A 23,065-nucleotide genomic window follows, 5' to 3' on the forward strand; every position below is an offset into this window, starting at 1 on the left:
TTACTTTTGACAAAGCAAATTATAACTTTTTACCATACTGTTCAAAAAATACTCACGAAAGATCAACACGCCCTAGAAACATTAGAAACATTAGAAACTTAACCACCCACATTAGATTAAAGGAATGCAGAACATGATGTTAAGGAAAACTTCAATTGCTGTCGGCGTACTGACAGTGCTAACAAGCTTAAATGCCAGTGCAGTACGCATGGGAACGGACGTTGCCGAAGCTGACTACCGCGACCATACAGTTCGCTTTGAAGTCTCAACTCCAGGAGGGATAACATCGACCTGTGGCGGCTTACTGATTTCTGGCGAATACATCCTTACAGCGGGACACTGTACTGGCGATAGTGCTTACACATCGAATTACAGTGAATACCTGCCTTGGCTCGACAGTGGGGCGTCTAATTCTATTACCGTTTTCAAGGGCGTTGAGCGATATACTGACGGGATTAGCACCACCTATTCAAACCTTGATGTGTACGGAACCTTTGAATCTGCCTACAACGCTATAATGAGCGAGTTAGCGTATATTGAATCCGTACATGGCGCATCAAAATTCGCATCGCAATACTTCTGGTATGATTTGAATTGGTCGCGAATTTCAGGACAACGAGATATTGCGCTCATTCAACTTTCAGAAAAAATACCGCAGCAACATCAGGCGGCGATTAAGCCTATTTTTGATAGTATCAGCGAAACGTTTTATTTAGAAACAGGGGATACGTTTACCTTTCGTGGTTGGGGATACGATGAAACAAATTCCACTCCTACCGTAATGCAAGAAACTACGCTTGAACTGCCTTTTACGCCTAATCGTTACAACCCTAACAAACCAGTAGATTCGTTAGATGTAAACGTTGATTGTGACAGTTCAACAGCGGAGTGTGAATATCGTACATTGGATAAACTTATCGTCAAACCGATAGTGGTAGGTGGTACGGCAAGCTCTGGGGATTCTGGTACACCGATGGTATTGAATGGCAACGCTTTAATGTTAGCGTCTTCTGAGGCTGGTGGTCACACGGAGAATGGCTTTACTAACATTGGCTTGTACCTAGAAAACATTGCCACTGCAATCAATAAAGTTACTGCGCCGTCAGAAATGATCTTTGATATTGATGATAACACAACCAACTCAATCACCAGTACATTTAAGATTCAAAACCTGACTCAGTTTACCGACTACGTAGCCCCTAGCTTAACGGGTGATACGGACAATTTCACGATCACTGGCTGCAATGTAAGCCTCGACACTTACGAGTCATGCGAACTTACCCTAACGGTTAATCCAAACGGCGTAGCTCAAAGCAATGACAGTAACGCGGAGCTTTATTTAAACGATACTAATAACACCATAATCCCTATCAGTTCGTTAATAACAAAAGAGTTACCCGAAGATAACGACGGTAGCGACGAACCTGAAAATAACGACGGTAGCAGTGGTGGAAGTAGCGGTGGCTCAACAGGACTGTTTTCGTTATTTGGATTGCTCGCCCTTACGCGATTGAGAAAGTCGAAGTAACATAGATAGACAGATAGATAGAAACCCACATGGATTCAACCGTGTGGGTTTTCTTTTATAAGTGACAAATTTTTCATGATCGTCAAAACACCCAACCGAAATACCATACGATTCTAATTACATTCTCGGTGTTGCCTCACAACAACTCAAGAACGACGAGTTTAAAGTAGCGCTCGACGACTTTTCCTGCACCGATCGCGATCATGAGAGATTAAGTCAGATAAGCCATGGTATTGTTAAGCTGGATATGTCATGGCTAAATCGATGCATGTCGGGTGACAAGTTGCCTCTTATGCGCTCAATCAAATCTGCTAGACTAATCAATGCTGTGGCTTTTATGTTTTTAGACACAGCGTTAATCCCCATTCTTGTCTTAGCCACTGGCGTTACAGTCATTGGTATTTCAGCAATTGTCGTCCTAGTAAAAGCATTAAATGACGGACCGTCCTAGCTTGTATACCTATTCCGAGATACAGTTATCTTAAAGATGAATATGTAAGGGAGACACAATGCCTCAAATTTTATTGGTTATGGTTGTTACACTGCTTAGCACCATGAGCGCGGCGAGTGAAGAGGTTAAATACTCGGATCAAGACTACTTGGATAGACCGCTGATGGAGCGCTACATCTTAGATGAGTTGAAGCTGCTGAGAATGGATCAGCAAGATCTTGAAAGGCGTCTGATCATAGAGATAACCGACCGTGAACTTGCGGTCGCCGATAAGTCGCTCAACTATGCCAATGTGACCGTGACCTATTTCTTCTACATTATTGCGGGCGTCGCTTCCCTGATCGCATTGGTGGGCTGGCAATCACTTAAAGAATTGAAACATACCACCAAAGAGATGGCCGACCAACGACTCAATGCCATCGCTCAAGATTATGAGAAGAAGTTTAATGCTCTTGAGATAGACTTGAAGCGAAAAACCAGAATTATCTCAGAGAACAACCGAGAAATTGAGATCATCAATGAGATCCACAATTTATGGTTAAGAGCCCAGAACGCTCAAACTGCTGAGCAAAAAATAGACATTTTCGATGATATTTTGAAAGTACGCCCGGGTGATTTAGAAGCGTTAACCTATAAAGCCGATGCTGCAATGGATATTCAAGAATACCACTGGGCAATGAGTTTATGTAACCGGGTGTTAGAGGTCGATGATCAGAACGCGCACGCCTTGTATCAACGTGCTTGTGCTTACGCAAGGTTAGGTGCCGAAGGGCAAGCGATTGATGATTTAGAGCGCTCTATCGAAGCCAGTGGTTCAATGCGAGAGCTGCTAGTCGATGAACCTGATTTTGAGACGTTACGCGGCTTAGAGCGTTTTGAAGCGCTTCGTGAAGAGTGATCTCCTCTGAGGTTTGCGGCTTATATGCAATCGATATTTTTTGTTCCTCCCGACCCGCTTTGACCGGAGGGGAGGGGGCGTTAAATCCGTCTGCGGTTTAGCGACACGTCGAGCACGCAATCAGATTTTCAGGCAACTAAGCGATTAAGCGACGACAACCGCCGTGCCGCTGGCAGAGACCATCAGCATGCCATTGCCCGTTCCTAACACCTCATAATCGATATCGACCCCAACCACTGCATTTGCGCCCGCCTCTATTGCTTTCTGCTCTAACTCTTTGAACGCATAGTTACGGGCTTTTTCCAGCTCCTTCTCATAGGTGCCAGAGCGCCCACCAACAAAGTCACGAATCCCTGAGAACATATCTTTGAAAACATTGACTCCTAGAATCGCTTCTCCAGCAATAACCCCTTTGTAATCGACAATGCGTTTGCCTTCGACAGATGGTGTGGTGGTAATAATCATGATCGCCTCTTTTCTGTTCGCTGTGTGTTGGAAAGTGTGTCTTATTGTTAGGCATCACCGCTTAAGCTTGTCTCTGAGTGTGTGAATTCTTGCCTCAACCATGCTCTCAGTTTTAGCACACTTTCTTGTTTTAATTTGTATTTCTGGCAAACAAAATAGAAATCTTGGTGTGGGTTGGCTGTCGGCTTACCAAGCTCCACGAGCATGCCGTGGCTGATGTCATCCTTTACAAACAAGCGATGGGTGACAAGCACACCTAATGAACGGATGGCCGCTTGCACGGCTTGAACGGAAACCGCAAAGGTCAAGTTACTATGGAACGTTGGCCTTGAAATATGATTATTGTCGCACCACACTTGCCAATCGTGTGTACGCCTAGGGTTAAATACAGCAATGGCTGGGTTCTGTTTCACGAGCTCATCAACGCTTAACTCTACTTGATCTTTCAATAGCGCAGGGCTGCATACCAAGACCAACTCATCGTCGCCTAGCTTCTCATGGTAATACTGATCCCATTCGTTAGGTTTGCCATGCACAAGGGCAATATCGACCCCTTCCTGATCAATATCAAAAGGGCCTGTTAAGGTCGAAAGGCGAATATCAATCGAGGGAGCGAAGGCTTGGAATTCAGATACTCGGGGGATCCACCAGTGCATCGCGAGCGAGTTGACCATATTGAGAGTGATCCGGTGATCGTTGGTGGGTGTTGTGAGTTCTTCGGTGGCCTCAATGATCTGCTCCAGTGCTGGCGCAATCTTTCGATAATAGCGCTTACCTGCAGCATTGAGCACGACACGGCGACCCACTCGTTGAAACAGCGGCTTATTGATCTGTTGCTCCAACGACTTGATCGCTTGGCTTACTGCGGAGTGGCTGACATACAACACCCGCGCGGCGTCAGTCATGCTGCCCGTTTCAGCAACCGCAAAGAAAGCATAAATGGATTTAAGGGGAACGAGCTTTTTCATTGGTAAGTTTTCCTTACAGTTATGGTTAATATTATTCGCTATTTTCCATCGCGTCACCTCTCTACAATAGGCGTCTTAGGAGGTGATCATTATGTCTGATATTACCAAAGCGACAAGCTTCATGCTGTTGTCGACATTCAGTTTGTCTTTAAGTGGCTTAATGGCTAAGTATTTGTCTGAATCAATGTCCATTTCATTATTGATTTTTGTCCGTTTTTTGTTGCCTAGCCTGCTGTTATTTCTGTTCCTAAGTTTTTACAAAATCACCAAACCGTCAACAGAGGTATTGAAACCTTTGGTGCTCAGAGCGGTCTTTATTGTGGCCTGTCAGTGGTGCTTTCTCACTTCATTACAAACCTTAACGCTGGTGGAAGGGGTAGTGTTGTTCAGTACTGGACCTTTGTTTATCCCTTTGTTAGAAAAATTAATATTCAGAACCAAAATTCACACAACGACGGTGGTGTGTTTAGCGATTACCTTTGTCGGCGTGGTGATGATGGCGGGGGCTTGGTCACAGTTTGAGCTGGGTTCGGAGTTCTTTAGACCCGCGCTAGCGCTTGGATTGCTCGCAGGGGTATTTAACTCTGGCTCACAACTCAGCTTATACCGTGCATCTAAGAGCAGCCTGACAGCGGCAGAACTGAATGCCTGGACTTTCTTCATTGCGGCAATATTGGTGATACCTATGGTGGTGTTCACATCCGTTTATGCTGCGCCAGATGTCGTTGACAGTCATGTTGGTTATTATGCGTTAACCGCGCTGTTCTCTGGCGATGTACGTTGGATTACGCTTGGCGCGTTTGGGTTAGCGATTTTTACCATTAATACCCAAATCTTCCGCTCTAAAGCCTACAAGTTGGCAGAGAGTGGTTCTCAACTTGCGCCATTGATTTTTACTAATATGCTGTTTAGTGCACTGTGGCAGGGCTTGTTCTTTGATGATGTGTTCTCTCATCAGCAGCTCATTGGTATTAATTTAATTGTCGCTGCGAGCATAGCTAATACGTTATTAGCGAAAAGACACAGCAAAGCGGCAAACCAGCCGTTAATACGAGCAAGTGTACCTAGCGTTGACGCTGCGGTGTTTAGCTCACTTGCTAAAAGCTCAGACGGGTACAATGAACATCGGTAGGCTTTATCATTCCTTTGTTGTGATGGGTAAACAATTAATAATAAAGCCTTACATTGATGTGCTAATTGTCACTTTCAGCTGATAAACTGGTTGCATTATTGCGACAAGGCAACCTTTTTAGAAAGGGTTTACGAAGACCTTTCTGAGAAACGTTTATAGACTAAACTAGAGGGCAGTGATTCATGGAACTCAAAGTAGATACCCACACCCACACATACGCAAGTGGTCATGCTTACAGCACGCTGATCGAAAATGCCAAGTCGGCAAAACAGAACGGTTTAGCCATGTTTTGTACTACCGACCATTCCGAGTCGATGCCGGGTGCGCCACACTATTGGTTCTTCAGCAACCAGCGTGTGCTGCCCCGTTTTATCGAAGAGGTGGCGCTCATCCGTGGTGTTGAATCGAACATCATGAACACCCAAGGCGAAATCGACATTCATCCGAGTGTTGATAAGAACCTCGATTGGGTGATAGCAAGCTTCCATGAGCCCGTCTTTCGTCCATCGGATTCAGCAGCTCACACTCAGGCGCTATTTAATGTGATTAAGGGCGGCCGCATCGACGCACTTGGTCACTTAGGGAATCCGCATTTTGATTTCGATTTTGAAGCCGTCATTGAATGCGCGGTAGAACATAACGTTGCGATCGAAATTAACAATACCACCTTAAAAGGCAATAGCCGCGTCGGCAGCGTTGAACGCTGTTATGAGATAGCAAGAATCGCTAAACAAAAAGGGGCATTTATTACTACAGGTAGTGATGCGCATTTCTGTTTGGATGTGGGTGGACTAGGGTTGGTGTCATCATTACTTGATGAAGTGGGCGTCGACTCAAGCAAGGTGATCACCCATTCGCCGCAGCAGTTTTTGGCATTTTTAGCACTGCGCGGGCGTCAATCTATTGCGGAGTTTTCGGTGTTTGAGTGATTAGGGCATGCACCTTTATCATAAACTCTTTTATCGTAAACAGTTTGAGCGTAAATATTGTATTGAAAAGAGTTAGCGAGTCTGCATTTCGACGCAATCAATTGTTGTGCTGAATCGATTTTCTATACACTGGTCGAAAATAAAAAAAGTCGAAGTGCCACAGTCACGTTGGCATGCTCTTCAAAGACAAGACTTCACATGGAGAAATAATGAAAACTCGCTCAATGCTTTTATCTGGTTTAATCGTTGCTTCACTATTATCTGGCAACGCCTTAGCGAATGTTGACCTTAAGAAAAACATGCAAGAGATGAAGCTTGCATTCAAACAAGCTGCGGAAGCTCAAAGCATCGAAGAGATGCAAAAGCCCATGCTCCGTTTAGATACGCTGGTTGCTGAACTTAAAACAGGGGTTTACCCGGTCGAGAAAGAGGATAACTTCATGGAAGGCTTTAAAAAGATCAGCCTATCCATTGATAGCATTGAACTGAAGCTAGACCAAGGTGATTTGGATGGGGCGCAACAAGAACTGCGCACGATTGACGGCCTACGTGAAGAATACCATGACAGCCGTAACCCAAGCATTTGGAGCAAGATCTTCGGTTAATTAAAACGCCGCTCTGCATTGTGCTCTTCGAGTTTAAGATGCTGAACGGCGTTTTTTATGACGATGCTTCGCGTCCTACTGTATTATTTTACCTCGCCTGCCAACTTGTCGCTCAAGTGCTCCATTGCGTAATCAATGAAGACTCGCAGTCGGGCAGGCATGTATTTGGTTTGGGCAAATTGCATTGCAATCGCGCCATGGTAATTGCTCTTGATGGTCCAATCTTCCAGTACCGGTACTACCGTGCCTTCCGCTAATGCGTCTTGAATCACAAAGTCATGGAAAATCCCCACCCCAAGGCCTTCTTTAACCCCTTTTAACCGCATCTGTGAGTGGTTGACGGCATAACGACCACTGACAGGCATAGTGTAAAACTCATCCCCTTTAAGAAAGTCCCAAATATGGTCTTTATCTGTCTCGGCAAGATACAAGCAATCGTGTTCAGACAAGGCCGTTGGGTGACGAGGGAGTCCTTTGGCCTCTATATAAGCAGGGCTTGCACAAAGCACTAGATTGGTTTTCCCGAGCTCTTTTAATACTAAGCTCTCGTCCGGTTTATCGGTAAGACGAAATGCGATGTCGATGCCTTGACGCAAGATATCAATGTCGCCATCGGCGGCTCTCAGCTTAAGTTGGATCTCGGGATACTGGTTTAAAAAGGGCACAATAAAGGGCTGTAACACCGAGTTTAAGAAAGCTTCGGGGGCGGCAACCGTGATTGATCCCGCAGGCTCGGTATGATCGGAGGTCGACAGCTCAACCGCTTGTTGCGCCGCATTGATCATGACCACGCTTTGGTCGTACACCAGCTGTCCAGATTGGGTGATGATAAGAGTACGAGTGGTGCGTTCAAACAGCTTAACTGATAACGCTTTTTCTAGGCGAGTGATGAGCTTACTCAATGCCGAGGGCGTTACGCCTAACTGTTTTGCAGCGGCAGTAAAGCTGCCTTCGTTTACCACTAAAATAAACGATGCAAGATCAGGAAGCAGAGCAATCAGTTTAGGGTTAATCATAAGTATCCAGTGAGACAGGGGACGATGATAGTCATTGTGGGTGAATACTCACTATTTGTGAATCAATTTCACTAATGTTTTTCCAACTAAAGGGATAATCGGAGTGGGGATGTTCTACTAGAATATAGGGATGAGTTTTACAGTGTAAATGATCTTATTGAGGTCATTTATCTCCCCTACATAAAGCAGCGTATGACGTTGCTGACGAATAACTAGGAAGGAATGAGACAATGTCTTCTGCATTTTACCAACAGATTCAAAACCAAATCGAAGAAGTTAAAGAAGAAGGTCTTTACAAGTCTGAGCGCATTATCACTTCTGCTCAAAAAGCAGCGGTTTCTATCTCGACGGGTGAAGAAGTACTAAACTTCTGTGCAAACAACTACTTAGGGCTTGCTAACCATCCAGATCTTATCGAAGCTGCTAAAGGCGGCATGGATCAACACGGTTTCGGTATGGCTTCAGTACGTTTCATCTGTGGTACTCAAGACTCTCACAAAGAATTAGAGCAAAAGCTGTCTACGTTCCTAGGTAAAGAAGACACAATCCTATACACATCTTGTTTTGATGCGAACGCTGGCCTATTCGAAACCATTCTAGGCAAAGAAGACGCAATCATATCTGATGCACTAAACCACGCTTCAATCATCGATGGTGTTCGTCTATGTAAAGCGATGCGCTTCCGTTACGCAAACAACAACATGGAAGAGCTAGAGCAGCAACTTATCGCAGCTAAAGAAGCCGGTGCTCGCCACACGCTAATCGTAACTGACGGTGTATTCTCAATGGACGGCGTAGTAGCGAACCTTCCTGCTATCTGTGACCTTGCAGATAAGTACGATGCGCTAGTTATGGTTGATGACTCTCACGCTGTGGGCTTCATGGGCGAAAACGGCGCGGGTACGCACGAGTTCCACAACGTTGTAGACCGTATCGACATCATCACTGGTACGCTTGGTAAAGCAATGGGTGGCGCTTCAGGCGGTTACACTTCTGGTAAGAAAGAAGTGATCGACTGGCTACGTCAGCGTTCTCGTCCATACCTATTCTCTAACTCTGTTGCGCCTGCAATCGTATCTGCGTCTATCCGCGTTCTAGATCTTCTAGCGGAATCTGGCGACCTACGTACTCAACTATGGGAAAACTCTGCACACTTCCGTACTCGCATGGAAGAAGCGGGTTTCACTATGGGTGGTGCTGACCACGCAATCATCCCAATCATGCTTGGTGATGCAAAAGTAGCGGCTGAATTTGCAGAGCGCGCTCTAGAGAAAGGCATCTACGTTGTAGGTTTCTCTTTCCCTGTAGTACCAAAAGGCCAAGCTCGTATCCGTACGCAAATGTCTGCAGCACACTCTCGTGAGCAACTAGACCGTGCAATCGATGCGTTCATCCAAGTTGGTAAAGACATGGGTATCATCTAATTTTATTGCAGGTTGTTAGCGTAACGCTAATGCTGTGATGATTAGATAATAACAATAAGATTTTTGATTCTCGCCTTACAGTTAGGCGAGATGAACTGGGTAACATTATGAAAATTAAAGCACTCTCTAAGCTTAAGCCTGAAGAAGGCATCTGGATGACTGAGGTTGAAAAACCTGAAATGGGTCATAATGATCTTCTTATTCGTATTAAGAAAACCGCAATCTGTGGTACAGACGTACACATCTATAACTGGGATGAGTGGTCACAAAACACAATTCCAGTACCTATGGTTGTAGGTCACGAATACGTAGGTGAAGTGGTTGGCATCGGCCAAGAAGTTCGTGGTTTTGAAATCGGCGATCGTGTATCTGGCGAAGGTCACATCACATGTGGTCACTGTCGTAACTGTCGTGGCGGCCGTACTCACCTTTGTCGTAACACAACAGGTGTGGGTGTTAACCGCACTGGTGCATTCTCTGAATACCTTGTGATCCCTGCGTTCAACGCATTTAAGATCCCTGCAGAGATTTCAGATGATCTAGCATCAATCTTTGACCCGTTCGGTAACGCAGTGCACACAGCGCTTTCTTTCGACCTAGTCGGTGAAGATGTGCTAATCACGGGTGCTGGCCCAATCGGTATCATGGCTGCTGCGGTTGCTAAGCACGTAGGTGCTCGTCACGTTGTAATTACTGACGTAAACGAATACCGCCTAGACCTTGCTAAGAAGATGGGTGTAACGCGCGCTGTAAACGTGATGGAAGAGAAGCTTGAAGATGTAATGGCTGATCTAGGCATGACAGAAGGCTTTGATGTAGGCCTAGAAATGTCTGGTAACCCATCTGCGTTCAACAGCATGCTGATTAACATGAACCACGGCGGTAAGATCTCTCTGCTAGGTATTCCACCATCGGACATGGCAGTAGACTGGAACCAAGTAATCTTCAAAGGCTTGGTTATCAAAGGTATCTACGGTCGTGAGATGTTCGAAACTTGGTACAAGATGGCTTCTTTGATTCAATCAGGCCTAGATCTAACACCAATTATCACTCACCACTTTAAGGTTGATGACTTCCAAGCAGGCTTCGACATGATGCGCTCTGGTATGTCAGGTAAAGTAATTCTTGATTGGGAGTAGGGCTGAGACAGTAGAAAGCTTAAGCATGCTTTAGTTTTCTTCTTGCAGCTCAAAAACAGTTAAGGGGTAAATAGCCCTATTTTACCCCTAAAAAGGCCCCAATTAGCCCCAGCGCTTTTTGGGGCTTTTATATTTTATTGAGTATTGAAAGACGTATAAATTCGTGCTGGTACGATATTAAAGATGCTATACGAAATCAGGAGGAGTTAGAATGGAGTTCCAATTGGTACAGGAAGTTATCAATGCCGAACACTGGCTAAAAGCTTCGATGGCTAGTTCTGATATTGCGCTTCATCAATCAGGCTTACTATCTATCGCATCAATTGAATTAAGTGATTCGCAACGTTTGGTGTTTTCGCTTCGCTCAAACTATAACTAAGCGCCGCTCGCCTTAGTGTGGCATTATTCTAGGAGAAAATTCATGATTAGAGCAATTACAAAAGCCGATTTCGAGTCGTTCTGGCCAACATTTTCAACGGTAATTCAGGCTCAAGAAACCTATGCCTTTGACCCAGATATGACGCGGGAACAAGCATTCGCTCTATGGTGTGAATCTCCACTGAAAACTTTTGTTTTCGTAGAAAATAACGTTGTTCTGGGATCTTACTACATCAAGCCAAATGCAATGGGGCCAAGTAGCCATATATGTAATTGTGGATACATGGTTTCAAGCGAAGCTAGAGGTAAGGGTATTGCACGCCTTATGTGTGAACATTCGCAGAAAACAGCTCTAGGGCTCGGTTTTGACGCCATGCAATTTAACAGTGTGGTTTCTACGAATGAGGTCGCGGTGAAGCTTTGGGAGAAGCTAGGTTTTCACATTATAGGTACAATCCCCAAGGCATATAAACATGCTCATCTAGGGTTAGTTAATAGTTATGTGATGTACAAATGGCTACGAAAATAATTATGTATTTTGGTGGAAGTAAAAATTAAATATGGAAATCTCAATTAGACGTATAGAAACAGAAAGTATTGAAGACAAAGGCATATTTGAGTCTTTATTCAGAGAGTACTTGTCTGGGTTTTCTGCGGAGCTAAATCCTACTGTAATTAGTCAGTTGTTTGCATTGCCATATTTCCATGGATTTATCAGCTGTGTCGATAACAAGCCCGCTGGTTTTGCGGTTTGTTTTGAATCATTCTCGACTTATCGTGCCCAAAGGGTGATGAATATTCATGACTTTATGGTTTCGGATAATTTCCGAGGTAAAGGTCTCGGCAAAGCGCAATTGAATGGTGTTGAACAGTACTGTCGTGATAATGGTTATCTCAAAATCACACTAGAAGTAGGTGATGATAATTTAGCCGCTAAAAAGCTTTATAGTTCATGCGACTACCAAGACTACAGAGTAGTTTTGCAAGATCAACAACATTGGCAAAAGTACCTTAATTAGTCTGCATATAACAAATTTTTCAAGAGTGATTCACAACGATTAGCGCTTTCACATAAAGCCATCTGAGTGACTACTAATCAATGGTTTAGGCGAAGTGGTGACGTTGTTCTCTTTAATGCAGCTGATAGTGCAGAAGAAGGATCTTGTCATGGCATTTTACTCGACTAATGTTCCAGATGATTCATGGCATCGATTCTTACGCCCAATCGCCACCTTAGAAGTGTTTAGTGAGTAGCGGATAGCAAAATTATTTGACTAACGAATCGCTAAGTAGCACCAGTTATAACGTGCTGCTTAGCGATGGTTTGTCTAGCGGTTAAGACTTTATCTTCTAGTTAAGAGCTATCTACCGGTGAAGGCTTTATTTGGCATAATTTGAAGGGAACAGGGCGCGTCTCGCTTCTTCATCGCGTTCGGTTTTAAAGTCAATGTCTTTGCCAATTTCACGTGCGCGTAATGCAGCAGGGCGCGTGTTAATGGCGTTGAACCAACGTTTTAAGTTCGGGTAAGGCTCGAGCCCTTCTTCACCAAGCACAACCGGTGCTTTATCAATCCAGCCCCATGCTGCCACATCTACGATGGTGTACTCATTTCCCACGATAAATTCACGACCTTCCATGTGTTTTTCTAGCACCTCATAGTGACGTTGAGCCTCTCGAAGGTAGCGGTTCACTGCGTAATCTAGGCCTTCAGGAGCCATATGACGGAAGTGTACAGATTGACCCGAATAAGGACCAAGTCCGCTTGCGATGAACATCAACCAAGAGAGAAGTTCGGCTCTGTCTTGTGGTTGTCCTGCTAACTTGCCTGTTTGCTCTGATAAGTAAAGCAGGATGGCGTTGGAATCGAAGACGCGTTGACCATCGCTCTCAATGGCGGGTGTTTTGCCGTTCGGGTTAATTAAGCGATATTCCGGAGAGTGCTGCTCACCCTTCAAGGTATCAACAGCAACAAGTTCAAAATCGAGACCTGTCTCTTCCAAAAACAGTGCGATTTTCATTGGGTTGGGTGTCTGGTGAAAATAAAACTTAAGCATAACGTAACTCCTTGTATTGAGTATTCATTAAAACACCGCTTGAACGATCGTTCAAGTGGTGTTTTAAATTTATGTAAATCGATGGACTCGATCTATTCGCTGTGACCTTATGTTGTGAGAGTGAGACAATAGTCAGTATGGTGGGTGAAATAGAACGGTTGGTCTTTATCAGATCCTAGCGCCTAATCAATACGTCACTTGTTGGTACAATCCGTACGCGTGAGGTGATAAACTCTCTGTCTATTCGTATTTTGTGTTTTATAGGTAAAGTGATGAACCCGATTCTAGCGTTGTTGAAAGAAAACAATATTAGTGACCAACAAATCAACGAGTTATTTAAAACGTTGACCGAGAACCCTCTCGCAGCAATGGCGACGATCAGCCAACTTGGCTTACCACAAGATAAGCTGCAAATGTTGATGGGGCAGGTTATGCAAAACCCTGCGCTAATCAAAGAAGCAGTTGAAGAGCTTGGCCTAGATTTTTCTAAGGTTGAAGCGGCGAAAGAGCAGCTTAAGAAATAAGTCAATTCGAATGAGCTAAGGCAGCTCAAACAAAATTGAACGAAAAGGTCGTTTAAGTTCAGCAATAGGCTGTCTTAGCGACCTTTTTTGATCTTGGTGTTTTTAGCATTGGTCGATGTGCATTTTGCGTTCAGTCGCTCCTTTGGTTCTATATTCAGCAGTGATTGCAATAGATTTGACCGTACGCTTGCAAAATTGTCATAGCTATTGACAATTTACCTATTAAACTTAATTAACCTACGTGCAACCCAATATGTGCACCTTGATGAGCATTATACCTAGCTGAGGATAGCCCTAATAAATAGGGATCACTAAGTTAGGTTATAAGCACTGTTTATTTAGGGCTGGCAACGGGGCACAAATCAAAAGGGCAAACGAATAAGCTCGCTATTGAGCAGTGACTGATAGGAAATGAGTATGAAGTATTTGAAACAATCCGCTTTGGCGAGCCTTGTGCTCGTTGGACTTGTTGGCTGTGGTGACTCAGGCTCACCAAGCAGTACAACACCGATTACCTTGAGTGTCAGCGATGCACCTGTTGACGATGTTAAAGATGTGACGGTGACATTCAGTAAAGTCGCTTTACTTCCTCAACAGGGAGGTTCACCACTGGTTTATGACGTCTATAAAACGGACGAAAACGGCGACTACGTTGATGAAAATGGTGATCCATTATCAGAGGGAGAGGATCCGATTCCACTTAGTGTCAATTTACTGGATTATCAAGGCAGTGATGCACTTTCTTTGATTGAAAATGAAGTGATTCCGGTTGGCAGCTATAAGCTGTGTGTGTTTGCTAACGATGGCGATCACCCGACCGATCCTTCTTATGTCGTAGAAAATGTGGATGACACGATACGAGAGTTATCGGTTAAAGGTGATGGAGCATGTCCGCAGGGCGTGGGTAAAGTGGATAATGCAGGCGTGTTGTATTTTAATAACTCGTTCGATGTGAATCAGCAAAGTAACGACTTTGTGGTTGAGTTCGATCTGCGACGAGGCCTAAAGAACAGTTCGACGTTCCCTGATTACACGATTCAAAGAACGTCTGTCAGCCTTATCAATACGGTTGAGACGGGAAACATTGAAGGCACTGTAGCTCTTTCTACTTATGACACTTGTAACGGTGGTGACAATACATTTGTTCAGTCGGTGTACTTGTATGAAGGTAATGTTGAACAAGCTGACATGGCTCCGATTGGCGGCAGTGATGAAGTGAAACCGATTACTTCAGCATCAGTGACAATAAATCAAGCACAGACTAACTATGAATTTTCCCTTGGTTTCATCGACCCAGGTACTTATTCATTAGGTTATACCTGTACAGCGCAGCATGACAATGATGAAGACAATGCTGATCCGGTTGCCGATGGTTTTGAAATCTATGACGTTCAAAATAGTGTACAGGTAGTGATTGGTCAGGATAGCCTTGTATCGTTTTAAATCTTTGACGTGATTTACTCTGTTAACAAACACGGCCTCCAGTTGGAGGCCGTGTTTGATCATGTCACCTAGCTAGCATGAATTTGATGCGCATTGAGTGTGACTCTAGGGAAGTGATAATGTAACGTTGTCTCTCTTACTTTAATCTAGCGAAATGTCCCCCGGCGTTGCTCATGAAATCTAGCTTAAGCATTCGATCTTACACCAAGCAATTTAATACTCATGCCCATGATGGCTACCATCAACTGGTGCTGCCTATTCAGGGGAGTATTAGCATTGAAATGTTTGGGCTATATCGCGTTCAGTTTCGGGTTGCGACATGTCACCGCAAGTAGTGCTAATTTGATTACTTTGCTTGAGCCAGTTGTTGCCGCCATATTGGCCGTGTGTATTATGGGTAAGCTTATTCCATTGGTTGGATGGCTAGGGATATTCTTGATAGTGATGTGTTTATTCATCCAATCTCAGCCAACTAAAAAGCCGTTATAAGTGTTTGTTAAAGCGAAATTAATTGAATTAAATTCATGCGCGAATCTTTTTTTGAATAAAATGAGTATCTCAGTCGCGAGAGTGCTGTTACTATCGTTATCAATAGTCGGGGGGCATACACCTTAGTTGGTGTTTGCTGAGATCGTTATTCGAGACCCGTTGAACCTGATTCAGTTAATACTGGCGTAGGGAACTATGATTACTTTGCCTACGTGGTTCAACAATGATCTCTCATTGGTTTCATCTCCACACTCTCTTTGCGGTCAAAGTTCGGTTCTCTTACGTCTTTTAGACAGTAGGAGCGACCATGACACAGCATTCCAATTCTCAAGTATCACCTAGCAGTATTCAAACACCAGAAGACCCATCGTCTTCGATCAATACTCCGATTGTTTTGACCATTGCGGGTTCTGACAGTGGCGGCGGCGCGGGCATTCAAGCTGATATTAAAGCCATGTCTGCAACGGGTAGTTTCGCTTGTTCGGTAATTACCGCTATCACATCTCAGAACACCCAAGGCGTGTCAGCCATTTTTTCAATCCCACTTGAGCATGTCGCTAGCCAGCTAGACGCAGTGTTTACTGATTTGAATATCGTGGCGGTAAAAGTCGGCATGTTGGCAGATTCGCAAATCATCAAAGTTGTCGCAGACAAAATCAAACAATACCATCCTAAACACTTAGTGATTGACCCGGTAATGGTCGCGACAAGTGGTGATCTGTTGTTAGAAAACTCGGCTATCACCACGCTAAAACAAGAACTGATTCCGCTGGCAGACATCATTACGCCTAACTTGCCAGAAGGTGCTGCACTTACGGGTAAAGCCGTCCCTGAAAGCGAAGCCGAAATGCAGGATATGATTGAAGATCTGCGCGCGTTAGGTGCTAAAGCAGTGCTGCTAAAAGGCGGTCACTTGGAGAAAAATGAAAACAGTAACGACTTACTGATTCTACCAACTACATCTGCTCTGATTAGTGCGAAGCGTTTTCCTACCAAAAACACCCATGGAACGGGCTGCACGCTCTCTTCTGCTATTGCTTCTTTCTTGGCTCAAGGCAACACGCTTCCAGAGGCTGTCGACCTAGGTAAACAATACATTTCACGCGCGATTGCTCATGCTGATGAACTTCAAGTCGGTCAAGGTCATGGCCCTGTAAATCACTTCTTCGTTGGACACGGTAATGTCCGTTAATACGGTGGGTGTTCAGCTCAGCAATGCCTCCTTACGTTATAACGACAGTGATCACGCAACTTTGTCTGGGTTGTCGCTTAGCTTAAACGCAGGTAAGTGGACAGTATTGCTGGGGCGAAGCGGCTGCGGAAAAACCACGGTATTGCGTTATCTGGCTGGGTTGCTTGATGACAAGGTTGAGTGGCAGGGCACATTGGCAACGTCTGACGAATTGCCTTTAACGGATCGCATCGCTTACATGGCGCAGCAAGATTTGTTATTGCCGTGGCTGTCGGTTATCGACAATGTGTGCTTGAGTCATCGCTTTCAGCCCCCGTCTTCTGATAAAGCACTGCAAACCAATCAAGCACTCGAGTTGTTAGCTGCGGTTGGTTTGGCTGATTACGCAGATACTATGCCGGATCAGTTGTCTGGTGGTATGCGCCAGCGTGTTGCCTTGGCTCGCACCTTAATGCAAGACAAGCCAGTCGTGCTGATGGACGAACCATTTTCAGCGCTGGATGCGGTAACAAGACACAAGCTGCAAAGTTTGGCGTGTGAACTGTTAAGAGATAAAACCGTTGTGCTGATTACCCATGATCCACAAGAAGCGGTGCGTTTGGCGGATAACTTGTATGTGCTGCAAGGCACGCCTGCAAGTGCTCACTCTTTATCTGTGCCTCACACGTCAACACCACGAGTGCTCGATGGTGAGTGTGCTGAGTTGCAACAAGCTATCTTAGACCAGTTGGAGCGTGATTATGAATGATCTAACGCGAAGTGAAGCTGTGGTTCGTTCAACTAACACACAGAGCACAACGACACGTCCTCGCCAGATCCATCCCGTGATGCGTTTACTTATCAGCGGTGCTGTGATTTTGGGTCTGTGGCAAATGGTGGTGGTTGTCTTCGAGATGCCAAGCTTTATCCTGCCAGCGCCTGCAGAAGTCTTTCTTAAGCTGATTGAACGCTACGATGTGTTACTTAAACACACTTGGGTGACCGCGCAAGAGATCTTATTTGGCTTGTTGCTGGGTTTGTCGATGGGGCTGTTTTTCGCCCTACAGATGTTGATGTTTGACCCGCTGAAACGTTGGTTGTTGCCGATCTTAATTGCCAGCCAAGCGGTTCCCGTGTTTGCGATTGCGCCAGTACTGATGCTGTGGCTAGGCTATGGCATCGCCTCAAAAGTGGTCATGGCAGCGATCATTATCTTCTTTCCTGTAACCACATGTTGCTACGATGGCTTGCGTAATACACCCACCGGTTACTTAGATCTCGCTAAGACGATGGGCGCATCGAAATGGCAACTGCTTCGTCACATCCAACTGCCTGCTGCACTGCCAACATTAGCGTCTGGTATTCGTGTCGCTGTGGTGATTGCCCCAATTGGCGCGGTTGTTGGCGAGTGGGTGGGCTCGAGTGAAGGGCTAGGCTACCTAATGCTGCAAGCCAATGCGCGCATGATCATTGATGAGATGTTTGCGGCCTTGTTTATCTTGGCGGTGCTGTCTATCTCGCTCTATTTCATCACAGACAAATTACTCAAAAAAGCTATCCCATGGGAGAACCAATGATGGTTCGCTCAATAACTCTTTGTTTAATAAAGCTTCGCTCAGGCTATTTATCTAAACAAACCTCGTTAAAAATTAGATCGACAAACACAATAATAATATTCAAAAGGAAAGGTTAACTTTGAAAAATACCCAATTGGTAGGTGCAGTGGCACTGCTTGCTTCGCTAGTTTCAGGCCATGCATTGGCAGATTCTGAACAAAAGAAACTGACACTGATGTTGGATTGGTTTGTGAACCCGAACCACGGCCCAATTGTGATTGCTCAAGAGCGTGGTTACTTTGCTGACCAAGGCTTAGAGATTGAGATCCAAGAGCCAGCTGACCCAAGCACACCTGCCAAACTGGTAGCGGCCGGTAAAGTCGATCTCGCAGTCACTTACCAACCAAGTTTAACCATGGATGTGGCGGCAGGTTTGCCTCTCGTTCGTGCATCAACCCTTATCGCGACACCACTGAACACACTAATGGTGCTGGATAACGGTAAGAACGATTCGCTAGCGGACCTGAAAGGCAAGAAGATCGGTATCGCGATTGCGGGCAACGAAGAAGCAACAATCGGCACCATGCTGGCTCAAGAAAATGTTGAATTTACCGACGTACAAACCATCAATGTGGGTTGGGCACTGTCGTCTTCATTGGCATCGGGCAAGGTAGACGCAATTTGGGGTGGCCTACGAAATTTCGAAACTAACCAATTAGCACTGGAAGGTTTTAAAGCGAAGGCATTCTTCCCTGAAGAGTACGGTGTGCCCGCTTACGATGAGCTTATCTTTGTTGCCAATGCAAAGCAGCGTGATGAAGAAGCGATCAAGGCTTTTAACAAGGCACTTGAGCAAGCAACAACCTACATTGTCAACCACCCACAAGCGTCATGGAGTGAGTTTATTGCTTATTCACCTGACACGCTGAATAACGAACTGAATCAACGTGCATGGAACGACACACTGACTCGTTTCGCACTTCGCCCTTCAGCAGTCGATATGAAGCGTTACGATGATTACGCACAGTTCATGTTCGACAAAGGCATTATCAAATCACTACCAAAAGCCGCTGATTACGTACCGACTTTTGACTAAGGAATCTCATGAAATACCAAGACTTAATCCAAGCTTGTCAACAAGATTGGCAAGACTACACTGAGCATGATTTTGTAAAAACTCTAGCAAACGGCACACTGGCTCAGCCATGCTTCCTACATTATCTGAAGCAAGATTTCCTATTCTTGAAGCAGTACGCGCGTGCTTACGCATTAGCCATTTACAAGGCAAAAACATTGGCTGATATGCGTCGTGCACTGCCGAGTGTTCATGCTCTATTAGATTCTGAGATCTCGCACCATGTGACTTACTGTGAGCAGTGGGGATTAACCGAATCTGACTTGGAAAACGAGCCAGAAGATTTTGGGACGGTCGCCTACACACGCTATGTACTGGATGCGGGGATGACGGGGGATCTTGTCGATCTTTATGCTGCGTTAGCTCCTTGTTCTATTGGTTATGCCGTGATTGGCAAAGCACTGGCAGAGTGCAGCGACACCGTATTCGAGGGCAACCCATACGCGAGTTGGCTAGAACTGTACAGTAGTGAAGAGTTCCAATCAGGTGTGGCAACGGGTGCGGAATACTTCAATAAGTTACTGGCTGAAATTGATATCAATAGCGAGCGTGGTCAGAATCTGGTTCATATCTTTAAAACTGCCACCCGCATGGAAGTAGCTTTTTGGCAGCAAGGGTTGAACGCAGTTAATGACTCAGCAGTCGCGGTGTAAAGCGTGGTTCCAAGCGACAAGATTGAACAAGAACGAATAAGGATTCCTCCATGTTAACTGAACAAATTATCCAATCACTGCGAGCGGTACGAGCGCAAAAGCCTTTGGTTGTGAACATCACTAACTACGTGGTGATGAACAATACGGCCAATGCGTTATTAGCGATGGGCGCATCTCCAATTATGGCGCACTCACAACAAGAACTGGCTGAGATGATGTCTTTCTCTGGCGCTTTAGTGATTAACATTGGCACGTTAGACAGCGTGTGGACGCCAAGAATGCGCTTTGCCGTTGAACAAGCCAACGTAAACAGTAAGGTGGTGGTACTTGATCCTGTGGGTTGCGGTGCAAGCACACTGCGTACCGAGACTTCTCGTGAAATCGCACGCTTAGCCGATAAGTTAATCATTCGTGGTAATGCTTCTGAGATTATTGCACTCGCGGGCGAGCAAGCACAAAGCAAAGGCGTGGATGCACTTGATAGCAGTGATGCGGCAGTGGGCGCGGCGCAATATCTAGTGGCAGAGTACGGTGCTAATGTGGTGATCTCTGGTGAGGCAGATTACGTTGTCACCAAAGACAGCGTAGTGACGTTAAACAACGGGCACCCAATGATGCCATATGTGACGGGCATGGGTTGTACCTTAACGGCATTGACGGGCGCATTTGCAGCTGTTGGAGATGAAAGTGGTTTGGCCGCCGCGGCGGTATTAGGTGTGGTTGGTGAAATCGCTGCTGAAAACTCACGCGGTCCGGGTAGCTTGCAAATGAACTTGCTTGATGAGCTGTATCAATTGGATGAAGAGACCCTGATTCAACGTTTAAAGATTCAGTAGGCTCAATCTAGCTCTAAGCTCTTAACCCATAGTTCTTAACCCATAAGCTATTAACTCATAGCTGTTAACTTAAAGAAAGCCCCCGACACTTATGTGCTGGGGGCTTTTTCTTATTGGTTTGGAATCGTGTGGGCTGTGTTAAAGGTTGGCTTCGTTAGGCTCTAAATCGATTCACTTGGCTTGATAAGTGGTGAGCGACTTCGGTTAAGTCACTTGCAGCACTAGAAATACGGTTGACCGATTCTTGGTTGCTGTGCGCGATGCCATTGGCATCTTGCGCATTTTCACCTAGCGATTTGGTTAGGCTGTTTTGCTCATCAACGGATGCCGCAATTTGGCGGTTGGCTTGACTCAAATCTTGAATATGTTGGTTAATCACATGCAAGTTATTAGAGGCTTGCTGCGCTTGTGTTGAAGCATCAGAAACCGTGTTATGGCTCTCTTTAATCGACTCTAACGCGTCTTTTGCGCCGCGTTGTAGCGAGGTGATCAGCTCGTCGATTTGGCTGGCAGAATCTTGGGTACGCTGAGCTAAGGTTCTCACTTCATCTGCCACGACCGCAAACCCGCGACCTTGCTCTCCGGCACGAGCGGCATCAATTGCCGCGTTCAGCGCCAGTAGGTTGGTTTGTTCAGATACACCTTTGATCACTTCAAGGATAGCGCCAATGTTCATCGACTCTTTGTGCAGGTCGGTGACTTTTTGGCTACTAATCTGCATGCTTTCATCGGCACTGCCAATTTCATGCAGTGTTTTATCTACTTCTTTGAGTCCCATCGCCACATTCTCGGTCGCTTGGTTTGCGACTTGAGAGGCGTGGTTGGCACTGTTGGCAATTTCCGATGTACTTGACGCCAGTTGGTCAACGGCTGATGAGATATTGGTCATTTCGCTATTCAACTGCGTTGCGTTAGTTGAACTGGTATTGGTCACTTGATTGAGTGACTGTGACATCTCACCAATGTGCACGCTTGAACGGTTTACTTGGCTCACGATATCGCGCAGCGAGTCTATGGTGATCTCCATGTTGGTTAGCAGTTCGCCAATCTCATTCTTGCTCTCAATATTCACCGCGATATTAAGGTTGCCTTGAGCGAGCTCATTGATGACCGGCTTCAATTGAGCGATCCCTTTGGTGATAGAGCGAGTAACCCATAAGGCGCTTGTCATGCCAATTACTAACGCGACACCCGTCAATAATATGATGATTTGAATCGAGCGCTGTTCACTGGTTTGTAACTCTGGTATCAATGCTTGTTTCTGCTGCTCTAAAATTCCTTGAGCATCAGCCACTGCGATAGCTAAGCTGTCGCCAATTGCAGCAAGGGTCGCAGTTCTTTGGGTGTTCTCTATCATCTGTTGATGTACTTGTTCAAAGCCCTTTGCATAAGCCGCGCGCTGGTTAGAGAAGTCTTCGATTAACTCACTTTGGTAAGGGGAAGATTGCAGAGACTCAATATCGCTTTCGATACCCGGCAGGGTATGTGCGAAAATATCTTTACCTGTTTCGTAGTTTTTTTGGGAGTCATTATTTGAGTAACTTAACACCGCGATCTTGGCGGCAAGAAAGTTCTCCATCAACATTCCCGCGTACAAGCTCGCGTTTGGATCGTTGTTATTGTAAGACTCATACAACAAGCTCTGCGCGGCTTTCAGTGCGTTGGTTTCTCGTGTGACCATTTCCACGTTAACTAACTGGTCAATGAGCAGTTGGCTCTGTGTCATTGAAGCATAGGCCACATCAAAATTCGCAACATTGCCTTGGACGCGTTGCAAGCTTACCAGAGTGTCGCTGTTGTTGGTTTTTTGAATTAAATCCGTCAACAAGTCATCTAAGGCAGACTTACTTGATTGATAATCTGCTTGGTACTGCTCATCCAATGACTGTAAGTAGCGCCCGGAAGCTAAACGCATCTGAAGAAAGTGCACTTGAATGTTGCCTGATAATGTCGCTTTATGGCTTAGTTCGCCGTATTGATTAAAGCCGTTTGATAAGGTTTGAATACCTTGGTAACTCACAAAGCCTGAAATGACGAAAAAGAGCAAGCAGATGGCGTAACCCAGCTTGATCTTGAGCGCAAGAGAAAGGTGACGCATGACTATCCCTATATTTACTTGATTCTGATTCCTTCACCATGGGTTATTTCACAAAACAGCGTTTTTCACCTACTTTAAAATGGATTTTTTGTGTAACTAGGGCGTGTTGATCTTTCGTGGTTAAATTTTGTTCGAGATAAAAGCGTTTTAATCGCGGCGAGGGGGAAGTAGC

General features: G+C 45.2%; 23 protein-coding genes, 2 pseudogenes and 1 riboswitch. Of the genes and pseudogenes, 20 read left to right on the forward strand and 5 right to left on the reverse strand.

Annotated elements, in window-relative coordinates; translation table 11 throughout:
- The first annotated feature begins 133 nt into the window (after positions 1 to 133).
- Complete coding sequence (locus tag Q1A70_RS13215) at positions 134 to 1,528, forward strand: trypsin-like serine protease (protein WP_299692092.1); 1,395 nt, start codon at positions 134 to 136, stop codon at positions 1,526 to 1,528.
- Positions 1,529 to 2,037: 509 nt separating this feature from the next.
- Complete coding sequence (locus Q1A70_RS13220; protein WP_299692095.1) at positions 2,038 to 2,877, forward strand: hypothetical protein; 840 nt, start codon at positions 2,038 to 2,040, stop codon at positions 2,875 to 2,877.
- A 144-nt stretch (positions 2,878 to 3,021) separates the two neighbouring features.
- On the opposite strand, the gene Q1A70_RS13225 is transcribed toward Q1A70_RS13220, so the two are convergent.
- The gene (locus Q1A70_RS13225) at positions 3,022 to 3,342 is read right to left on the reverse strand and encodes a heavy metal-binding domain-containing protein (protein WP_299692098.1); all 321 of its coding nucleotides are present in this window, start codon (positions 3,340 to 3,342) and stop codon (positions 3,022 to 3,024) included.
- A 47-nt stretch (positions 3,343 to 3,389) separates the two neighbouring features.
- Positions 3,390 to 4,310 (reverse strand): LysR substrate-binding domain-containing protein, encoded by a 921-nt coding sequence (locus Q1A70_RS13230; RefSeq protein ID WP_299692101.1) that lies wholly within the window; start codon positions 4,308 to 4,310, stop codon positions 3,390 to 3,392.
- Between the two features lie 91 nt (positions 4,311 to 4,401).
- On the opposite strand from Q1A70_RS13230, the gene Q1A70_RS13235 reads away from it, so the two are divergent.
- The 3 genes from Q1A70_RS13235 to Q1A70_RS13245 all read left to right on the forward strand — a co-directional run bounded on the left by Q1A70_RS13235 (position 4,402) and on the right by Q1A70_RS13245 (position 6,976).
- The gene (locus tag Q1A70_RS13235) at positions 4,402 to 5,442 is read left to right on the forward strand and encodes a DMT family transporter (protein WP_299692104.1); all 1,041 of its coding nucleotides are present in this window, start codon (positions 4,402 to 4,404) and stop codon (positions 5,440 to 5,442) included.
- Between the two features lie 182 nt (positions 5,443 to 5,624).
- Positions 5,625 to 6,371 (forward strand): phosphatase, encoded by a 747-nt coding sequence (locus Q1A70_RS13240; protein WP_299692108.1) that lies wholly within the window; start codon positions 5,625 to 5,627, stop codon positions 6,369 to 6,371.
- 209 nt (positions 6,372 to 6,580) lie between these two features.
- Positions 6,581 to 6,976 carry a cytochrome b562 gene (locus tag Q1A70_RS13245; RefSeq protein ID WP_299692111.1) on the forward strand — a complete coding sequence of 132 codons (396 nt, stop codon included), beginning with the start codon at positions 6,581 to 6,583 and terminating at the stop codon, positions 6,974 to 6,976.
- Positions 6,977 to 7,059: 83 nt separating this feature from the next.
- Here Q1A70_RS13245 and Q1A70_RS13250 read toward each other — a convergent pair whose 3' ends face one another.
- The gene (locus Q1A70_RS13250) at positions 7,060 to 7,992 is read right to left on the reverse strand and encodes a LysR family transcriptional regulator (RefSeq protein ID WP_299692114.1); all 933 of its coding nucleotides are present in this window, start codon (positions 7,990 to 7,992) and stop codon (positions 7,060 to 7,062) included.
- A 230-nt stretch (positions 7,993 to 8,222) separates the two neighbouring features.
- Between Q1A70_RS13250 and Q1A70_RS13255 the strand changes: the two genes are divergently transcribed.
- The 5 genes from Q1A70_RS13255 to Q1A70_RS13275 all read left to right on the forward strand — a co-directional run bounded on the left by Q1A70_RS13255 (position 8,223) and on the right by Q1A70_RS13275 (position 11,952).
- Positions 8,223 to 9,416: a glycine C-acetyltransferase gene (locus tag Q1A70_RS13255; RefSeq protein ID WP_299692117.1), complete on the forward strand. Its 1,194-nt coding sequence runs from the start codon at positions 8,223 to 8,225 to the stop codon at positions 9,414 to 9,416.
- Positions 9,417 to 9,523: 107 nt separating this feature from the next.
- On the forward strand, positions 9,524 to 10,555 hold the full coding sequence (tdh, locus tag Q1A70_RS13260) for an L-threonine 3-dehydrogenase (protein ID WP_299692120.1): 1,032 nt from the start codon (positions 9,524 to 9,526) through the stop codon (positions 10,553 to 10,555).
- Positions 10,556 to 10,766: 211 nt separating this feature from the next.
- On the forward strand, positions 10,767 to 10,934 hold the full coding sequence (locus Q1A70_RS13265; RefSeq protein WP_299692123.1) for a hypothetical protein: 168 nt from the start codon (positions 10,767 to 10,769) through the stop codon (positions 10,932 to 10,934).
- A gap of 42 nt (positions 10,935 to 10,976) precedes the next feature.
- Positions 10,977 to 11,462, forward strand: coding sequence for a GNAT family N-acetyltransferase (locus tag Q1A70_RS13270; RefSeq protein ID WP_299692126.1), 486 nt, complete (start codon positions 10,977 to 10,979; stop codon positions 11,460 to 11,462).
- A gap of 31 nt (positions 11,463 to 11,493) precedes the next feature.
- Positions 11,494 to 11,952, forward strand: coding sequence for a GNAT family N-acetyltransferase (locus Q1A70_RS13275; RefSeq protein WP_299692129.1), 459 nt, complete (start codon positions 11,494 to 11,496; stop codon positions 11,950 to 11,952).
- Between the two features lie 361 nt (positions 11,953 to 12,313).
- Here the strand turns inward: Q1A70_RS13275 and Q1A70_RS13280 are convergent, their stop codons facing one another.
- Positions 12,314 to 12,988 (reverse strand): glutathione S-transferase family protein, encoded by a 675-nt coding sequence (locus Q1A70_RS13280; protein WP_299692132.1) that lies wholly within the window; start codon positions 12,986 to 12,988, stop codon positions 12,314 to 12,316.
- Between the two features lie 272 nt (positions 12,989 to 13,260).
- Between Q1A70_RS13280 and Q1A70_RS13285 the strand changes: the two genes are divergently transcribed.
- From Q1A70_RS13285 to thiM, 10 genes and pseudogenes are all read left to right on the forward strand, one after another.
- Complete coding sequence (locus tag Q1A70_RS13285) at positions 13,261 to 13,512, forward strand: DUF2999 family protein (protein WP_299692135.1); 252 nt, start codon at positions 13,261 to 13,263, stop codon at positions 13,510 to 13,512.
- Between the two features lie 417 nt (positions 13,513 to 13,929).
- Entirely contained in the window at positions 13,930 to 14,955 is a 1,026-nt protein-coding gene (locus Q1A70_RS13290; protein ID WP_299692138.1) for a DUF4382 domain-containing protein, read from the forward strand.
- Positions 14,956 to 15,128: 173 nt separating this feature from the next.
- A pseudogene (locus Q1A70_RS13295) lies at positions 15,129 to 15,245 on the forward strand (AraC family transcriptional regulator); the annotation flags it as partial.
- Positions 15,235 to 15,444: pseudogene (locus Q1A70_RS13300) on the forward strand (EamA family transporter); the annotation flags it as partial. The pseudogenes Q1A70_RS13295 and Q1A70_RS13300, both read left to right, overlap by 11 nt.
- 97 nt (positions 15,445 to 15,541) lie before the next feature.
- Positions 15,542 to 15,653: riboswitch (TPP riboswitch) on the forward strand.
- Between the two features lie 98 nt (positions 15,654 to 15,751).
- Positions 15,752 to 16,636, forward strand: a complete 885-nt coding sequence (gene thiD, locus Q1A70_RS13305) for a bifunctional hydroxymethylpyrimidine kinase/phosphomethylpyrimidine kinase (protein ID WP_299692141.1) — start codon at positions 15,752 to 15,754, stop codon at positions 16,634 to 16,636.
- Positions 16,626 to 17,384: an ABC transporter ATP-binding protein gene (locus Q1A70_RS13310; RefSeq protein WP_299692144.1), complete on the forward strand. Its 759-nt coding sequence runs from the start codon at positions 16,626 to 16,628 to the stop codon at positions 17,382 to 17,384. Before thiD ends, Q1A70_RS13310 begins: the two co-directional genes overlap by 11 nt.
- A complete protein-coding gene (locus Q1A70_RS13315; RefSeq protein WP_299692147.1) occupies positions 17,377 to 18,192 on the forward strand; it encodes an ABC transporter permease in 816 nt (271 codons plus the stop codon). Before Q1A70_RS13310 ends, Q1A70_RS13315 begins: the two co-directional genes overlap by 8 nt.
- Before the next feature lie 118 nt (positions 18,193 to 18,310).
- Complete coding sequence (locus Q1A70_RS13320; protein WP_299692150.1) at positions 18,311 to 19,267, forward strand: ABC transporter substrate-binding protein; 957 nt, start codon at positions 18,311 to 18,313, stop codon at positions 19,265 to 19,267.
- Positions 19,268 to 19,275: 8 nt separating this feature from the next.
- Positions 19,276 to 19,959 (forward strand): thiaminase II, encoded by a 684-nt coding sequence (tenA, locus tag Q1A70_RS13325; protein WP_299692153.1) that lies wholly within the window; start codon positions 19,276 to 19,278, stop codon positions 19,957 to 19,959.
- Between the two features lie 50 nt (positions 19,960 to 20,009).
- A complete protein-coding gene (gene thiM / locus Q1A70_RS13330) occupies positions 20,010 to 20,795 on the forward strand; it encodes a hydroxyethylthiazole kinase (RefSeq protein WP_299692156.1) in 786 nt (261 codons plus the stop codon).
- Positions 20,796 to 20,949: 154 nt separating this feature from the next.
- On the opposite strand, the gene Q1A70_RS13335 is transcribed toward thiM, so the two are convergent.
- Positions 20,950 to 22,893, reverse strand: coding sequence for a methyl-accepting chemotaxis protein (locus Q1A70_RS13335; protein ID WP_299692159.1), 1,944 nt, complete (start codon positions 22,891 to 22,893; stop codon positions 20,950 to 20,952).
- Positions 22,894 to 23,065: the final 172 nt, after the last annotated feature.

The sequence above is a fragment of the uncultured Vibrio sp. genome, from assembly GCF_947488985.1.
Lineage (GTDB): Bacteria > Pseudomonadota > Gammaproteobacteria > Enterobacterales > Vibrionaceae > Vibrio.

Bases quoted from the DNA above. Each gene is read 5' to 3' on its own strand.
- Q1A70_RS13255 (WP_299692117.1), top strand. From the start codon at position 8,223: ATGTCTTCTGCATTTTACCAACAGATTCAAAACCAAATCGAAGAAGTT.
- Q1A70_RS13250 (WP_299692114.1), bottom strand. From the start codon at position 7,992: ATGATTAACCCTAAACTGATTGCTCTGCTTCCTGATCTTGCATCGTTT.
- Q1A70_RS13235 (WP_299692104.1), top strand. From the start codon at position 4,402: ATGTCTGATATTACCAAAGCGACAAGCTTCATGCTGTTGTCGACATTC.
- Q1A70_RS13265 (WP_299692123.1), top strand. From the start codon at position 10,767: ATGGAGTTCCAATTGGTACAGGAAGTTATCAATGCCGAACACTGGCTA.
- Q1A70_RS13240 (WP_299692108.1), top strand. From the start codon at position 5,625: ATGGAACTCAAAGTAGATACCCACACCCACACATACGCAAGTGGTCAT.
- tenA (WP_299692153.1), top strand. From the start codon at position 19,276: ATGAAATACCAAGACTTAATCCAAGCTTGTCAACAAGATTGGCAAGAC.
- Q1A70_RS13215 (WP_299692092.1), top strand. From the start codon at position 134: ATGATGTTAAGGAAAACTTCAATTGCTGTCGGCGTACTGACAGTGCTA.
- Q1A70_RS13290 (WP_299692138.1), top strand. From the start codon at position 13,930: ATGAAGTATTTGAAACAATCCGCTTTGGCGAGCCTTGTGCTCGTTGGA.
- Q1A70_RS13275 (WP_299692129.1), top strand. From the start codon at position 11,494: ATGGAAATCTCAATTAGACGTATAGAAACAGAAAGTATTGAAGACAAA.
- Q1A70_RS13230 (WP_299692101.1), bottom strand. From the start codon at position 4,310: ATGAAAAAGCTCGTTCCCCTTAAATCCATTTATGCTTTCTTTGCGGTT.
- Q1A70_RS13280 (WP_299692132.1), bottom strand. From the start codon at position 12,988: ATGCTTAAGTTTTATTTTCACCAGACACCCAACCCAATGAAAATCGCA.
- Q1A70_RS13270 (WP_299692126.1), top strand. From the start codon at position 10,977: ATGATTAGAGCAATTACAAAAGCCGATTTCGAGTCGTTCTGGCCAACA.
- Q1A70_RS13245 (WP_299692111.1), top strand. From the start codon at position 6,581: ATGAAAACTCGCTCAATGCTTTTATCTGGTTTAATCGTTGCTTCACTA.
- tdh (WP_299692120.1), top strand. From the start codon at position 9,524: ATGAAAATTAAAGCACTCTCTAAGCTTAAGCCTGAAGAAGGCATCTGG.
- Q1A70_RS13220 (WP_299692095.1), top strand. From the start codon at position 2,038: ATGCCTCAAATTTTATTGGTTATGGTTGTTACACTGCTTAGCACCATG.
- Q1A70_RS13315 (WP_299692147.1), top strand. From the start codon at position 17,377: ATGAATGATCTAACGCGAAGTGAAGCTGTGGTTCGTTCAACTAACACA.
- Q1A70_RS13285 (WP_299692135.1), top strand. From the start codon at position 13,261: ATGAACCCGATTCTAGCGTTGTTGAAAGAAAACAATATTAGTGACCAA.
- Q1A70_RS13310 (WP_299692144.1), top strand. From the start codon at position 16,626: ATGTCCGTTAATACGGTGGGTGTTCAGCTCAGCAATGCCTCCTTACGT.
- Q1A70_RS13335 (WP_299692159.1), bottom strand. From the start codon at position 22,893: ATGCGTCACCTTTCTCTTGCGCTCAAGATCAAGCTGGGTTACGCCATC.
- thiM (WP_299692156.1), top strand. From the start codon at position 20,010: ATGTTAACTGAACAAATTATCCAATCACTGCGAGCGGTACGAGCGCAA.
- thiD (WP_299692141.1), top strand. From the start codon at position 15,752: ATGACACAGCATTCCAATTCTCAAGTATCACCTAGCAGTATTCAAACA.
- Q1A70_RS13225 (WP_299692098.1), bottom strand. From the start codon at position 3,342: ATGATTATTACCACCACACCATCTGTCGAAGGCAAACGCATTGTCGAT.